The organism is Candidatus Fukatsuia endosymbiont of Tuberolachnus salignus, assembly GCF_964030845.1.
GTDB lineage: Bacteria > Pseudomonadota > Gammaproteobacteria > Enterobacterales > Enterobacteriaceae > Fukatsuia > Fukatsuia symbiotica.
Genome location: NZ_OZ034983.1, coordinates 1,807,510 through 1,823,782 on the forward strand (window position 1 = coordinate 1,807,510; position 16,273 = coordinate 1,823,782).

A 16,273-nucleotide genomic window follows, 5' to 3' on the forward strand; every position below is an offset into this window, starting at 1 on the left:
CTCCTACAAAAAATAGCATGACAGAAGCAGAGGCCCTTCTCTCCGACGAGGTTATGTTGTCCTCATCATCAACAGTACTATGGCCTCCTCCGACTCCTCTATCCCGCGTCTATTCGAACTTCGGCGGTTACCTTATATCTTCAATTACGCGGTGGGTTAAACCACGACGGGTAGAGGTCTCGTTCGTTCCGCTCAGTTCTATGCGCACATCCCATCCTCAATACCCCGAGTTCCCGTTCTAGCTTCAAGTGGTTAGTTAATCCACTAGAACTCGATGACCTTCGCCCCCATTCCAAAGGCTCGGCGGAACCACCCTACACCACACTCTCCCAGCATTGCCGTGTGGCTGACATTTACGAGGCTTGTTCAGGTTCACTTTCGTTACGGGCTGTGTGCTTGCGCGCGCCCACGGACTGGGTCAGGGGCAACGTTTATCCGGCGTTGCTTCCATGTTTCAGTCGCCTTCCACATGTACGCCATAGCTACGCAATCAAACTAACCAATTATTGCAGCAGGACTCGCACCTGCAAGAAACTGAGCAGCTTAGCGAACCGCTCGGAGAGGTACATCATCATTCTAAATGAGGCATTTTTAACTTCATTTCACCGGTAATGTCATATCCCTAAACACCGCTTCTATGTCTTCATTGGAACGTAATGTCAACACGCTATCAACCAGATCAGGGGTTAAATGTGGTGCAAAACGCTGAATAAAATCGTACATATAACCACGCAGGAAGAGACTGCGGCGAAAACCAATTTTAGTGGTACTGCAAGTAAATATATTTTGGGCATCAACAGTCACCAAATCAGCATCTTGTAACGGATCCACCGACATATTAGCAATCACACCCACACCAAGACCGAGGCGCACATAGGTTTTAATCACATCCGCATCCGTCGCCGTAAGCACAATACGTGGGGTCAATTCGGCAAGATTAAATGCCTTATCCAGCACAGAACGCCCAGTAAACCCGAAAGTGTAAGTGACTATCGGATAGGCCGCCAGTTCTTCAATTTCAATATTTTTTTTCCCCGCTAACGGATGATCTCGTCTGACGACGACCCCTCTATTCCAGTGATAGCAGGGCAGCATAATCAAATCATCGTACAAATGTAGCGCTTCCGTGGCAATGGCAAAATCAGCATCACCCTTAGCAACGGCTTCAGCAATCTGAGTAGGTGATCCCTGATGCATATGTAAAGACACGCGGGGGTAACGCTGGATAAAACCTTTAATCACCTCTGGCAAAGCATAGCGAGCTTGAGTATAGGTCGTTGCAATACAAAGTGAACCCTGATCAGGACAGGTATGTTCCTTGGCAACCGATTTGATCGCTTCTATTTTCGACAGTACTTCACGGGCAATGGCAATCACTTCTTGTCCAGCTGTCGTTACCTGCGTTAAATGCTTACCACTACGGGCAAAAATCAAAATCCCTAGTTCATCCTCCAGCATTCTGATTTGTTTACTGATACCCGGTTGCGAGGTGTATAAACCTTCGGCAGTAGATGACACATTCAAGTTGTGCTTAACCACCTCAACAATGTAACGCAGTTGCTGCAATTTCATACCATCCTGTCCTCAATCCCTTACCTATTTTTACCCTCAACCCATTTGCCATCAATATAGAAAGCCGACCAAGAGGTTGCTTTACCCGCTTTCTCAGATGAAATATATTGCTGTTTTGTCTTACGGCTAAAACGGACCAAAGTCTTATTCCCTTCTTTATCGCTCACCGGGGCATCGGCCAGATAACGCAATTTTTCTGGTAAGAGATGTTTAAATCGCACCAACTCTTCTACCCGTGGTGCTCGGGTTTCCCGCGATTTAGGAAACGTATTAGCAGATAAAAATACACCGACAGCACCATCACGGAGTACGAAATAAGCATTTGATTTTTCACAGAGCAACTCCGGCAGAGGGATTGGTGCTTCTTTCGGCGGCGCCACTTCACCACTGCGTAAAATCTTACGGGTATTTTTACACCCATCACCGGTGCAACCCATGTATTTACCGAAACGACCTACTTTCAGGTGCATTTCCGCGCCACATTTTTCACATTCAACAATAGGGCCCTCGTAACCTTTAATACGGAACTCACCCTCTTCAATTTCATAACCCTCACACACAGGATTATTACCACAAACATGCAGTTTATGTTCTGTATCGATAAGGTAACTGTCCATTGCCGTGGCACATTTTTGGCAACGACGGCGTGCACGTAACGCATTGGTTTCAGCATGTTCCCCTTCCTGAACATTGAGGATCTCGGTTTCAGGGACCAAGTTGATTGTCGTTTTACAACGCTCTTTCGGCAGCAATGCATAGCCTGAACACCCTAAAAATACACCGGTACTGGCGGTACGGATCCCCATCTGGCGGCTACATGTCGGGCACGTAATCTGAGTCAACACTATGGCGTTCGGACGCATACCGCCTTCTTCTGGATCCTTTTCTGCCTCCGCCAGCTGCGCACTGAATTCGCTAAAAAACGCATCAAGCACTGTTTTCCATTCCGCCTGATTACTGGCAATCTGATCCAGTCTATTTTCCATCCGTGCCGTGAAATCATAATTCATCAATTCGTGAAAATTCGCTTCTAACCGATCGGTAACGATTTCACCCATTTTTTCGGCATAGAAACGACGGCTATCGACTCGGACGTAGCCACGTTCCTGAATGGTAGAAATAATGGAAGCATAAGTTGAAGGACGACCAATCCCCCTTTTTTCCAGCTCTCTTACCAAGGAAGCTTCATTGTAGCGTGACGGCGGTTTAGTAAAATGCTGATTTGGCCGCAATTTTTTTAAGTCTAATACACTGCCGACATCCACCACGGGTAAAGTACGATCTTCATCACCTTTACGCAACGCGGGCATCACTTTAGTCCATCCATCAAAACGCAACGTTCTCCCCTTGGCTCGCAGCCGATAATCTGCCGCTTGAACAATGAGTGTGGTCGAGTCATACAGGGCAATGCTCATTTGACAAGCAACAAATTGACGCCAAATCAGTTGATACAGCTTCTGTGCATCCCCTTCCATATCCGTTAATTGTTCCGCCAATACATTAACATCCGATGGGCGGATGGCTTCGTGGGCTTCCTGAGAATTTTCCTTGTTATTATATTGATTAACGGAAGATGGCAGATAACGCTCACCAAAGTTAGCATGGATATAATCTCGCACCATCGTCAAAGCATCTTGACTCAAATTGGTGGAATCGGTACGCATATAAGTGATGTAACCCGCTTCATACAACCGTTGCGCCATCATCATGGTTTTTTTTACCCCAAAACCTAAGCGAGTACTGGCAGCCTGCTGTAGCGTCGAGGTAATAAAAGGAGCACTAGGTTTACTGCTAGTGGGTTTATCTTCCCGCTCCAACACCTTATATTGAGCATTTTCTAGTAATGTTACTGCGACATGTGTCTGTTCAGCATTAATAGGTTTGAATGCGTGATCCTGCGCGTGAGTGACTTCCATTTGGAGGATAACGCCACTTTGCGTTAACAATTCTGCATGAAGATCCCAATATTCTACCGGGACAAAGGCTTTAATATCACTTTCACGTTCAACCACCAGACGTACGGCAACAGATTGCACCCGTCCGGCAGACAGACCACGGGCAATTTTTTTCCACAATAACGGTGAAACCATATAGCCTACGACCCTATCCATAAAACGACGGGCTTGCTGGGCGTTGATACGATGAATGTTTAACTCTCCAGGCTGCTCAAAAGCCTGTCCGATCGCATTCTGAGTAATCTCGTTAAACACCACGCGACTAAAACGTTTGTCATCGCCACCAATAACCTCACGCAGATGCCAGGCAATAGCCTCTCCTTCGCGGTCAAGATCGGTCGCAAGATAAATGTGGTCCGCTTTTGCCGCTAACGATTTCAGTTCAGCAACCACCTTTTCCTTACCGGGTAAAATTTCGTATTGCGCTTGCCAGCCATGATAAGGATCGATCCCCATCCGGTTAACTAACGCTATTTTTTCATCTTTTTTAACTTTTTTCTTCGGCTGATCCTTTTTTGACGCTTTTTTTTCAGCCAAATCCGTATTTTTTTTTCTGCTTGATCCACCGGTCGGCAAATCACGAATATGACCAACGCTGGACTTAACTACATAGCTATTGCCTAAATACTTATTAATAGTTTTGGCTTTTGCCGGGGACTCAACTATTACGAGAGCTTTACCCATAATTACCTTCAATTATTTACCGTAATACCTAGGCTTTTATCCGCCCGGACTCTGCATTCTGGAAAGATCCCGTTTCTTACATCAACGGCTTTCCACTACGCTGCCACCAACGTAACAACAAACGATCAGCGCTTTGCGTGATGCTTTCAGTAATTCGATCAATTAACCGCTTGCGATGTTTATAAACTACACCGAAGACTTCATATTTATCCATTTCAGATATCAACAAATCATCACTGGTTCCAATAGCGTCTACCAGCCCCTTTTCTTTAGCCTGAGTACCAAACCAATGTTCACCAGTAGCGACAGCATCAATATCGAGAGACGGGCGCTGCTGTTGTACAAACTGCTTGAATAATAAATGGGTTTCATTTAATTCTTCACGGAATTTTTCTCGCCCTTGCTCTGTATTTTCACCCAATAGCGTTAAGGTACGTTTAAATTCACCGGCGGTATGCAGTTCAATATCAACGTTGTTTTTTTGCAACAATCGATGAAAATTAGGGATCTGTGCCACCACACCGACAGAGCCAATAATAGCAAAAGGGGCGGATACGATGCGATCGGCGACACAGGCCATCATATAACCGCCGCTGGCAGCAATCTTATCGACAACCACCGTCAGACGAATATTGGCATGACGTAAACGTGTCAATTGTGAAGCCGCCAAACCGTAGCCATGTACCACACCCCCCGCGCTTTCCAGCCGCAACAATACCTGATCTTCTACTTTCGCTACTGCCAGTACAGCAGAGATTTCCTCTCTTAGTGAGGTGACCTCATGCGCGTCAACACTTCCATCGAAATCTAATACATACAAACAGGGTTTTGCCGCCACCATCGTGCCTGATTTAGCCTGTTGTTTTTTTAATTTTTGCTCAGCTTTTTGCTTTTTTTTAAATTCTTTATGCCAATTTTTTTGTTCCACGTCGGACATCCGTGATAACTGCATCTCACGCTGCATTTCCTTGTATTGCTCACCTAAATCAATCAGGCTCAGTTTGCCTCGATGCTCAGAATTGCGCTGCCCAAAACTAAACACAACGAATATCAGCGTGCCTACAGCGGCAGCAATAGTCACTATTTTGGCAAGAAAAAGCCCGTACATAGACATGAATTCCATAACTACTGCCTTGTTTTATTTTAGTGTGTGCCGACATTTTGACGATTGGAACTTCTCGGCGATGATCCGTGACGCCCTACCCTCTGAGTTATCCGCCCACTCTTACTGGCGGCTGTTTTTCCGCTGAATAGCGCATGGCGTTTCACTGAGCGGCGGATTTGACCGGCTTTCATCGGGCGGCGCTCACTCTCAATCGGCAATTTACTCAGGGTTTCAACCTGCAAACCTACTGATTCGCGCAAGTAGTTGATGGCTTGCAGATCAAGCTCCGTCCACCCCCCACGTGGCAAATTTTTAGGTAAAAGTATACTACCGTAACGAATACGGATCAGACGGCTTACCTGAACCGCTACTGCCTCCCAAAGACGGCGCACTTCGCGATTACGCCCCTCCGTCAAAGTAACGTTATACCACTGATTCAGCCCTTCACCTCCCTGAAAACTGATGGCACGGAAGCAGGCAAGTCCCTCTTCTAACTGTACACCTTGCCCTAACTGCTTGATTGTATCATCACCAATTTGACCAAAAACCCGTACTGCGTATTCACGCTCAACTTCGTGACTTGGATGCATCAAACGATTGGCTAACTCACCATCAGTAGTAAACAGCAGTAGACCCGAAGTATTAATATCCAAACGCCCCACCGCAACCCAACGCGAACCGCGTAATTTAGGCAGCCGATCGAACACCGTTGGTCGTGCTTTAGGATCATGGCGGGTGCATAATTCACCCTCAGGTTTGTAATAAGCAAGAACGCGGCATACCGTTTCTTGCGATTCAGTGATCGATAGCACTCGACCATCTAAACGAATTTTTGTCGACTGACGAACGTAGACGCGATCACCCAGTTTAGCCACCTTACCATCAACGCTAACACGGCCTTGCTCGATGATGCTTTCAATTTCACGACGGGAACCGTGACCGGCTCGCGCTAACACTTTTTGTAACTTTTCGCTCATTGAGCAACCTCTATGTCACCTTCACAGGCGTCGGGGGGATAAAATTATCTAGCGTGCCATTCTACATTTATTTATCTGTTTTGCATTGATAATCATTAAACCTCTTTCGAAACCTACTGTATGATCTGTATTTCGAAAGAAGTCTACTGTTTAACAGATCGACTAGCTACTAGCTAAAAGGAGACAAATCGCCAGATCCTTCTCGGATCACTGTTGGGATAGACTCAGTCATATCAATCACCGTGGTTGGCTGCTGACCCAAGACACCACCATCAATAATTAAATCTACCTGTTTGCTCAGCGTTTCTTTGATTTTTTCTGGATCAGATTCAGCAAAATCGTTACCCGGTAACATCAAGGTGGTCGACATCAAAGGTTCTTGCAATTTATCCATTAATGCCAGGGCAATCGGGTTAGATAATACCCGTAAACCAATGGTTTTTCGTTTATCATTCATCAAACGCCGTGGGACTTCCTTCGTCGCTACTAAAATAAAAGTATAGTTACCCGGTATATTATTCTTTATTAATCTAAAGGCTCTATTATCAACCTGTGCACAAGTAGCCAGTACGGATAAATCACGGCATACCAGCGTAAAATTATGACTACTGTCGAGTTGCCGAATACGGCAAATACGCCCCATTGCATTTTTTTCTTCCAACCGACAACCTAACGCGTAACCAGAATCTGTCGGGTAAACAATCACTCCTCCTTTCTGTAAGACATCAACACAAAGCTTGATCAAACGTAATTGCGGGTTTTCTACGTGAATACGAAAGTACTGACTCATGACATACCTCATTATTTCTATTTTATATTGGACTTTACATCACTCGCCCAATCACGCCATATGGGTTCCACTCCTGAAGGTAGCCACAATTTACGTCCCAGTTCGATCCAAGCACAGGGCTGATGAAAATCAGATCCTTGCGAAGCTAATAAACTATAAGTTCGCGCATATCGCCCCAACAAGGCACGCTCATCAGGGGTTTGTTGACATTGTGCTACCTCTACACCATCGCCACCCTGTTCAGCAAAATGAGCGAATAACCGTTTTAACCATTTGCTCGAAAGAGGATAACACCCAGGGTGCGCCAACACCGCTTGTCCCCCCGATTGTGTAATAACATCAATGGCTTCTTCTATAGTACACCACTCAGGGGGCACATAGCCGGTCTTACCCTTTACCAAATATTTTTTAAACACCTGTGCAACATTGGCTACCCTCCCCTGCTTTACCAAATAACGAGCAAAATGGCTACGCGTGATCTGTCCGCCATTCGCCAAACACTGCGCGCCCTGCCAGGCATTAGGGATATGTGCTTTTTCCAAAAGAACGCCGATCGCTTGAGCTCGTTGAGAACGCCGTTTCGCTTGTGCAACTAACAGCTTACACATGCTAGGATGAGAGATATCGATCCCCAAAGCAACAACGTGTATTTCATGGTGTTGCCATAAAGTAGAAATTTCTACCCCATGAATCAACCGTAGTGGCAATTTCTGCTGTTTAATTGCCACCTCGGCTTCGGTTAATCCAGCAGTCGTATCATGATCAGTGATAGCTAATACATCGACACCCATTGAGGCAGCACGCATAACCAATTCTGTTGGTGTCAATAAACCATCGGATGCCGTCGTATGACTATGAAGATCATAAAGTGTAAAAGCGGAAGGCGTCGCACTTCTTAAGATATTTTTTGTGCTGCTGTTGATCAAATGAACGTCCACATTTAAGTTACTTAGAGCCTGTTCGTGTTCAAAATTTCTTGTGCTCGCCGTGTTTGGGTCAAGTAATTCGTCAAAAACGCGCTCAAAATGCTCATTTATTCCTTTTTGTTGTATACAAAAGGTAAACTGTGCTTTCCCGCCCGTTTTTTCCTCGTCTGAGCACAGCGAAAAAGATTTGGAACAGGCTCTTACAAAATACGATACTGGGCCAATTTTTTTTCACGTGCAGCGGCCTGAACCCATTTTTTTTTGCGGATATCACAAGGTTCAGGGCAATCACAGACTTTCTCCATGCCTAACTGAGTCATACCACCACAACTGCCTTGTAAACTTTTACGGTTGACTAAATATCCTAACGACATCCCGGCTGTGATTAACAGAAAAAAAATAAAGGATACGATAAATAGTGTCAGCATTAATTTTTCTCCTAAACGCAAAATCCCTCGAGCCTGTTCGGCATCTTAAGGGATCAGCAACGTCAGCGTTTTTTTCCTAGATAAGGCTTAAAAGCCGTTGAATAACGCTCTTCAAATCCATTATCAGTTTTAACGATCATAAATACCGGAATATTCAGTAAATTTGCCAATTCCATACCACGCTGTGGCCCCATCACATCTAATCCAGTAGATAATCCATCAGCCGTCATACAGCTCGGATCCAATACCGTTATCGATACCAACCGATGGTTGATTGGCTGACCCGTAGTGGGGTCGATGGTGTGAGAATAACGCACACCTTTCTCTTCAAAATAATTGCGATAATCACCAGAGGTCGCAATCGACATAACACCCGGTTCAATGATTTCTTGTACACTTTGCCCACTGGCACCTGCATTAGGTTTCTCGATCGCAATGCGCCAAGGCTGATCCTTGCCATTATTGCCACTGGTGCGAATTTCACCACCAATATCCACCATATAATGATGAATGTTATTGGCTTCTAAATAATCAGCAATCACATCAACACCATAACCCTTAGCGATACCCGAAAGATCAACATAAAGTTCAGGGATAGTTTTGATCAATGCGTCTTTTTTCTGTTCTACTGCCAATTTATCGATGCCAACCCATGCACGGCGGTTTTCCAGTTCAACCTCCGTAGGCACTTTATCTGGTCGCCCTTCAGGGCCAAAACCCCAGAGGTTAACGAGCGGGCCTACGGTGACATCCAAAGCACCTTCAGTAATACGATTGATGCGAATCGCCTCACGTACCACCTTCGCTGTTGCCGCAGACACCGGAAAAGCGGTGTTTACCTGCCTACTTTGATTAAAACGACTTAACTCAGAACTCTGGCGGTAAGTTGACATCTGATCATTGACCCGCTCCAGTTGGCGATCAATTTCCTGCTTTAATAACTCAGGTGCGGGTGCTGACGGATCACTCACATATTTGATTGAGTAAGAGGTTCCCATCGTTTTACCCGAAAAATTAACCTGCTCGGGGTCACAGCCTGTTAGCAACAGTACATTTATCAGTATTATTAGAAAACAGATTATTTTTTTCTGCATGATTTTTATCAGTCATCCCAGCTTGATCAGCCACCAAAGTCATCGAGCATAATATTATCATCCTCAACACCCAAATTTTTCAGCATGTTGATAACCGCAGCATTCATCATCGGAGGACCACACATATAGAACTCACAGTCTTCCGGTGCTGGATGATTTTTTAGATAATTTTCTAGCAGCACATTATGGATAAACCCGCTGTAACCTGTCCAATTATCTTCAGGTAAGGGATCGGATAAAGCAACATGCCAGGTGAAATTATCATTTTCTGCCTGTAGTTGATCAAAATCTTGCTCATAAAACATTTCCCGCTTTGAACGAGCACCATACCAAAAGCTGATCTTTCTCCGGGAATGCAAGCGTTTAAGTTGATCAAAAATATGTGAGCGCATGGGTGCCATGCCCGCACCGCCACCAATAAACACCATTTCCGCATCCGTGTCTTTGGCAAAAAATTCACCAAAAGGACCAGAAATAGTGACCCTGTCACCCGCTTGTAATGACCAAATATAAGAAGACATGATCCCAGGGGGTGCTTCCGATTTGTTGGGTGGTGGCGTGGCAATACGGACATTCAACATGATAATGCCACGCTCTTGTGGATAATTCGCCATCGAATAGGCGCGCACAGCGGGTTCCGTCACCACTGATTGAAAACGAAAGAGATTAAATTTATCCCAGTCACTGCGATACTCTTCTTCTACCGAAAAATCAGCATAATTAACCTGATGGGGGGGCGCTTCAATCTGAATAAAGCCACCAGCACGGAATGGTACTACCTCGCCATCGGGTATTTTGAGTTTCAGTTCTTTAATAAAAGTGGCTTTATTATCATTAGAAATAACCTCACAATCCCACTTCTTAATACCAAAAATATCTTCCGGCAGATCGATCTTCAAATTCTGTTTCACGCTAACTTGGCAAGCCAAACGACAACCGGCTTTGGCTTCGCGTTTCGAAATATGAGACAGTTCAGTCGCAAGAATATCACCGCCGCCTTCTTTTATGGTCACGCGACACTGACCACAGGAACCCCCTCCACCACAAGCCGATGAGACAAAAATGCCATGACCCGCGAGCATATTAAGTAATTTATTTCCAGCAGGCGCGGTAAAACTTTTCTCGGCGTCACCGTTAATTTCTACCGAGATATCACCGGTATTCACCAATTTCGACTTGGCAAATAAAATCATTGCGGTCAATGCCAGTACGATCAGTGTGAACATCACGACGCCCAAAACGATTTCCATCAGTTATTCCTCAGCGAAAGCTTCCTTTATAAATTCACACCAGAAAAAGACATAAAACCCAACGCCATCAATCCCGTGGTGATAAAGGTGATACCTAGACCCTGTAAACCCGCCGGCACATTAGCATATTTCATTTTTTCACGGATCCCTGCCAGTGCAACAATCGCCAACATCCAGCCTATCCCCGAACCAAAACCATACACCACCGACTCAGGAAAGTTATAATCACGTTGTGCCATAAAGGAAACACCACCAAAAATAGCGCAATTCACGGTGATCAAGGGCAGAAAAATACCTAAGGCGTTATACAACGAGGGAAAATAGCGATCCAGTATCATCTCAAGGATCTGTACTAAAGCCGCAATCACACCAATAAAAGTAATAAAGTTGAGAAAACTGAGATCAACCCCTGCCACCAGCACCCCATCACGCAGCACCAGGTTATAAACCAGGTTATTGGCAGGTACAGAAATACCCAACACCACAGTGACAGCTATCCCAAGACCGAAAGCGGTTGAAACTTTTTTTGACACCGCCAAAAAAGTACACATGCCGAGGAAAAAAGCCAATGCCATATTTTCCACAAATACCGCGCGGACAAAAAGACTGATGTAATGTTCCATCATCCATTTCCCTTTTCAATCTGCGCCGGTTTGAACGTGCGTAAAGCCCAAATCAATAACCCAATAATAAAGAAGGCGCTAGGTGCCAACAGGAATAATCCATTTGGCTGATACCAACCGCCATTCTGTACAGTATCGAGTAGTGTCATGCCAAAGAGTTTGCCGGAACCTATCAGTTCTCGCACAAAACCGACAGCAATCAACACCACACCGTAACCCAGGCCATTACCGATACCATCCATGAAGCTTTCAATCGGGGGTGATTTCATCGCATAGGCTTCTGCACGCCCCATAACAATACAATTGGTGATAATCAAGCCAACAAAAACCGATAATTGTTTAGAAATTTCATAAGCATAAGCACGCAGGATTTGATCGACAACAATCACCAGCGAGGCAATAATCACCATCTGTACAATAATTCGTACACTATTGGGAATGTGATGACGAATTAACGAAATAAAAAAACTAGAGAATGCCGTCACTAACGTCACTGCCAACGTCATAACCACTGCGGTTTCTAGCTTAGTGGTAACTGCTAACGCCGAGCAAACACCAAGGATCTGCAAAGCAATGGGGTTATTATCAAATAACGGGCCAAGGAGTACCCGCTTAATTTCTTGGTTATCAGCCATTTTTTAATACTCCTTTTCTCAAAACCCCTTGATGTACTTTTTTTAGAAACGGCCCAAAACCATTTTCACCCAGCCAGAAAACGAAGGTATTTTGCACTCCCTTTGAAGTAATGGTCGCACCGGATAAACCATCAATAGTGGAAGGATCGTCAGCACGAGCGCTACCCTTGACAATCCGAATCGCCGGTTGTTCTTGCGTATCAAACAACTTTTTACCGACCCACAAACGACGCCAAGCCGGATTCTCAACTTCCCCTCCCAGCCCTGGCGTTTCCCCTTGATCATAATAAGTAATACCGCTAACCGTTTGGCCATCTGGCTCTAGAGCAACAAAAGCGTACATCATTGACCATAGACCAGAGCCATACACCGGTAAGATAATTTTGCCTGTTTGGCCTTGTTGATTGCGTACCAAATAAATTTCCACCCTATTAGCACGACGTTTGATACCCGCGATATCTTGTTGCGCCGTTAGTGCGATACTTTTTTGATCATCGCGCAACGCCTGTACCCGATCAAATTTTGCTGGATCGTCGTTAACGAAATCACCACTGGCTAAATCCAATAGGCGTGGCACAATGCGCGTCTTAAACAGATTGTTTACTGCCTCCTTGCTCATTTTGGGTTGTAACAAACCTACCACATCCAGAATGTTGCGTTGTTTATCCAGTAAACGTTGTGCCTGCTGCGTTGCTTTCAAACCAACGGCTGCTCCCGCCACAACAACAGAACACACTAGGCACAGCAGGATCACCACCATTAAGGTTTTGCCAATGCTGTCGTTATTTTTTACTTTATCATTCGCCACGGGCTTTCCTCCGCTTAATATTGGCCTGCACAACCATATAGTCAAATAACGGCGCAAACAGATTAGAAAACAGGATTGCCAACATCATTCCCTCTGGATAAGCAGGGTTAACTACCCTAATTAGCACGCAGAGCACACCAATCAACGCGCCATACCACCATTTTCCTTTGTTAGTAAAGGAAGCAGATACCGGATCGGTCGCCATGAAAATCATGCCAAAGGCAAAACCACCGAGTACCAAATGCCAGTACCACGGCATAGCAAACAGCGGATTGGTATCCGAACCAATGGCATTAAACAGATAGGCCGTCGCCATCATACCCAGCATTACCCCAGCGACAATCCACCAGGAAGCCACACGAGCAAAAATGATGATGGCCCCCCCCATCAAAATCAGCAGAGTTGAAACCTCACCCGTAGAACCAGGAATGTTTCCTATAAAAGCATCCATCCAGCTAATAGGTTGTCCATTCACCGTATTGAGCAGACTTTGACCTCCATTAACGCTCCATTGAGAGAGGGGTGTCGCACCAGAGAAACCGTCAGCGGCATTCCATACCAAATCGCCGGAGATCTGTGCCGGATAAGCAAAAAATAAAAAAGCCCGTCCAGCCAGTGCCGGATTGATAAAATTACGGCCTGTACCACCAAAAATCTCTTTGCCGATCACGACACCAAAGGAAATGCCCAGAGCCGCTTGCCATAATGGTAAGTTCGGCGGCAGGATCAAAGAAAATAGAATCGACGTAACAAAGAAACCTTCGTTAATTTCGTGTTTACGGACAATGGAGAACAGCACTTCCCAGCATCCACCGACCACAAACACCACGGCATAAATCGGAAGAAAATAAACCGCCCCTAACAGCATCTTACTAATCCAGCCCGCATCCTCCACCAGCGATGCCCCTAACCCTTGCGCCAAACGATAATGCCAGTCTCCCGCAATCACCTGTTGTAATTGGCTATCACCGTAAAGATGATGTAAGGCAGGTATCGCCTGCTGACCAATATTATACATCCCCCAAAACATCGCAGGGAAAACCGCTAGCCAGACCAGAATCATCATCCGTTTTAAATCGATAGCATCGCGCACATGAGATGCGCCCGACGTTACTTTACCTTGTGTATAAAAAATGGTCGCCGCCGCTTCATACAGTGGATAATATTTTTCTAATTTGCCACCCGCTTCAAAGTGAGGTTCTATTTTTTCAAGAAAGTTTTTTAGCCCCATCAGTTATCCTTCCTGCTCAATTTTGTTCAATATGCCACGCAGCAATGAACCGTACTCATATTTTCCCGGGCAAACAAAGGTACATAACGCCAAATCTTCTTCATCCAGTTCCAGACACCCCAGAGCCTGAGCGCTGTCACTGTCACCAGCGAGTAAATCCCTCAGTAAATGGGTCGCCAAAATATCCAATGGCATCACCCGTTCATAGTTGCCAATCGGCACCATAGCGCGTTCACCCCCATTCATATTGGTTGAGAAAGCGAATAATTTATTTTTCAAGAAATGCCCCAAGGTGGTACGCGTAATCGAATATTTATCAACACCAGGCATCAACCAGCCAAAGAGTTCTTTCTCACGCCCTTCGAGTAATACTGATACTTGCTGATGGAAACGCCCAAGATAATCACAAGGGGAAGAGGCTTGGCTACCACTCAACACCGAACCGGAGATTAACCGGTTTTCGCCAGCTTTTAACTTGCCTGCGGTCAATTCGCATAAATTCGCGCCCAAGCGAGTGCTTAACAAGGTCGGCTGGTTAACCTGTGGCCCACCAAGTGCAATGACCCTATCCGTATACAGTTCACCCTGAGTAAAGAGTTTACCGATGGCAATGACATCCTGATAACCGATATGCCACACCCATTTGTTTGCGCTGACAGGTTCAAGAAAATGAATATGTGTCCCCACCAGGCCAGCAGGATGAACCCCAGAAAAGGTGTTGTAAGTGATCTGTGTTCCGCTATGTCCATTGAAGCTTTGCTCCACGGCATGACAAACATGAACCTTCCCTTCAGTCAGACGTGTCAGCACCTGCAAACCATGATTAAAAGCGTTAGCATGCAGCGCAATAATAACCTGAGGGTCTGCTGCCAATGGCTGAGTATCAATGGCGGTGACAAAAATAGCCCGTGGACGACTGTCAAGTCGAGGTGTTCGACTAAAAGGCCGAGTACGCAACGCCGTCCATAATCCAGATGCGACCAGGTTAGCTTGCACCTGCTGATAAGTCAGCTGAGGCAAATCGTTAATTTCGTAACGATCGAAGGAAATTTGCTCCTCACCTTCTACTCTGATCACCACAGATTGTAATACCCGACGTTCACCACGATGAATAGCGCTGATTTGACCACTGGCTGGAGCGGTAAATAACACTCCCGGATTTTTTTGTCTTCAAACAGCGCTTGACCTTTTTTAACCCAATCGCCTGGCTGCACCAACATTGAAGGACGCATACCAATATAATCTTCGGCAAGCAGCGCCACATGATGAATAGCCGATCCATCTTGTATGACCTGAGCCGGTTTTCCAGCGATAGGCAAATCCAATCCTTTTTTTATTTTGATCATAAGGTTTGCACAATGATAATTTTATTAATGCTGCACAACGTAGAACCTATTTAGGTCCTGAAATGACACAGCAACGCAGAGATAAGATTCTACAGGATTCATTTAACCACGAGAGCTTTTTGAGCTTTAAGGGGGGACGACATCACTGCTATTCCCTTAGGTTTATTGTAGAACTGGTTGCCCCATTCTTCCATTCAGCCAACTTATCCCATTTCTTCTTCATTTCTTCTTCAATCAACAGAATCAAGATATGTATCACTTTAATATGAATTTCTTGAATACGATCGGCATAACCCAAATGCGGCACTCGAATTTCAACATTGGCGGGTTGAGCCCTCTTCGCCATTTCACCCCCCTCTTTGCCGGTTAACGTAATGACTTTCATCTCTTTTTTTTGCGCCGCTTCCATAGCATTTATAATATTGATTGAATTGCCCGAAGTAGAAATAGCCAATAATACATCCCCTGCCTTACCTACTGCCTCAACGTAGCGCGAAAAAACATACTCATAACCCAAATCATTACTCACACAGGAAAGATGACTCACATCCGAAATGGCAATTGCCGCATAGCCAGGACGATCTTCGCGATAACGACCGGTCAGTTCTTCAGCAAAATGCATCGCATCACAATGAGATCCCCCGTTGCCACAGGAAAGTACCTTACCTCCCGCTTTGAACGTCTCCGCCAACAACACTGCTGCTTGCTGAATGGCATCAATATTGGCATCATTATTTAAGAAAATATCTAACGTATCAGCCGCTTGCTGGAGCTCCGCCTTAATTATTTCACGATACGCTGTTTGCTGGTGTTCAGCAGCAGTTAATTTATGGTACATAGAAACCCTTT

Annotated in this window: 13 protein-coding genes and 2 pseudogenes; all 15 read right to left on the reverse strand. The window is 45.3% G+C overall.

Translation table 11 applies throughout. From position 1 onward, the window contains the following. Window positions 1–597 precede the first annotated feature (597 nt). Entirely contained in the window at window positions 598–1,572 is a 975-nt protein-coding gene (cysB, locus tag AAHH42_RS08675; protein ID WP_072549607.1) for an HTH-type transcriptional regulator CysB, read from the reverse strand. Window positions 1,573–1,592: 20 nt separating this feature from the next. Further along, entirely contained in the window at window positions 1,593–4,211 is a 2,619-nt protein-coding gene (topA, locus tag AAHH42_RS08680) for a type I DNA topoisomerase (RefSeq protein WP_342220925.1), read from the reverse strand. 76 nt (window positions 4,212–4,287) lie between these two features. Then, window positions 4,288–5,334, reverse strand: a complete 1,047-nt coding sequence (gene sohB / locus AAHH42_RS08685; protein WP_342220926.1) for a protease SohB — start codon at window positions 5,332–5,334, stop codon at window positions 4,288–4,290. A 20-nt stretch (window positions 5,335–5,354) separates the two neighbouring features. Next, window positions 5,355–6,293, reverse strand: a complete 939-nt coding sequence (gene rluB, locus AAHH42_RS08690; RefSeq protein WP_072549610.1) for a 23S rRNA pseudouridine(2605) synthase RluB — start codon at window positions 6,291–6,293, stop codon at window positions 5,355–5,357. A gap of 169 nt (window positions 6,294–6,462) precedes the next feature. After that, complete coding sequence (locus AAHH42_RS08695; RefSeq protein WP_342220927.1) at window positions 6,463–7,083, reverse strand: L-threonylcarbamoyladenylate synthase; 621 nt, start codon at window positions 7,081–7,083, stop codon at window positions 6,463–6,465. 17 nt (window positions 7,084–7,100) lie between these two features. Next, window positions 7,101–8,021, reverse strand: coding sequence for an RNase RNM (rnm, locus tag AAHH42_RS08700; protein WP_072549612.1), 921 nt, complete (start codon window positions 8,019–8,021; stop codon window positions 7,101–7,103). 188 nt (window positions 8,022–8,209) lie between these two features. Next, window positions 8,210–8,437, reverse strand: a complete 228-nt coding sequence (nqrM, locus tag AAHH42_RS08705; RefSeq protein WP_072549613.1) for a (Na+)-NQR maturation NqrM — start codon at window positions 8,435–8,437, stop codon at window positions 8,210–8,212. Window positions 8,438–8,499: 62 nt separating this feature from the next. Further along, window positions 8,500–9,531: an FAD:protein FMN transferase gene (locus AAHH42_RS08710; protein ID WP_072549614.1), complete on the reverse strand. Its 1,032-nt coding sequence runs from the start codon at window positions 9,529–9,531 to the stop codon at window positions 8,500–8,502. A 26-nt stretch (window positions 9,532–9,557) separates the two neighbouring features. Continuing rightward, window positions 9,558–10,781: an NADH:ubiquinone reductase (Na(+)-transporting) subunit F gene (gene nqrF, locus AAHH42_RS08715; RefSeq protein WP_072549615.1), complete on the reverse strand. Its 1,224-nt coding sequence runs from the start codon at window positions 10,779–10,781 to the stop codon at window positions 9,558–9,560. 26 nt (window positions 10,782–10,807) lie between these two features. Beyond that, a complete protein-coding gene (gene nqrE / locus AAHH42_RS08720; protein ID WP_072549616.1) occupies window positions 10,808–11,404 on the reverse strand; it encodes an NADH:ubiquinone reductase (Na(+)-transporting) subunit E in 597 nt (198 codons plus the stop codon). Then, window positions 11,404–12,039 (reverse strand): NADH:ubiquinone reductase (Na(+)-transporting) subunit D, encoded by a 636-nt coding sequence (locus AAHH42_RS08725; RefSeq protein WP_072549617.1) that lies wholly within the window; start codon window positions 12,037–12,039, stop codon window positions 11,404–11,406. Before AAHH42_RS08725 ends, nqrE begins: the two co-directional genes overlap by 1 nt. Beyond that, the gene (locus AAHH42_RS08730; protein ID WP_072549618.1) at window positions 12,032–12,847 is read right to left on the reverse strand and encodes a Na(+)-translocating NADH-quinone reductase subunit C; all 816 of its coding nucleotides are present in this window, start codon (window positions 12,845–12,847) and stop codon (window positions 12,032–12,034) included. Before AAHH42_RS08730 ends, AAHH42_RS08725 begins: the two co-directional genes overlap by 8 nt. Then, window positions 12,837–14,078: an NADH:ubiquinone reductase (Na(+)-transporting) subunit B gene (locus tag AAHH42_RS08735; RefSeq protein WP_342220928.1), complete on the reverse strand. Its 1,242-nt coding sequence runs from the start codon at window positions 14,076–14,078 to the stop codon at window positions 12,837–12,839. Before AAHH42_RS08735 ends, AAHH42_RS08730 begins: the two co-directional genes overlap by 11 nt. A gap of 3 nt (window positions 14,079–14,081) precedes the next feature. After that, a pseudogene (locus AAHH42_RS08740) lies at window positions 14,082–15,424 on the reverse strand (Na(+)-translocating NADH-quinone reductase subunit A). Window positions 15,425–15,638: 214 nt separating this feature from the next. Next, window positions 15,639–16,262, reverse strand: a pseudogene (lpcA, locus tag AAHH42_RS08745) (D-sedoheptulose 7-phosphate isomerase); the annotation flags it as partial. Window positions 16,263–16,273 lie beyond the last annotated feature (11 nt).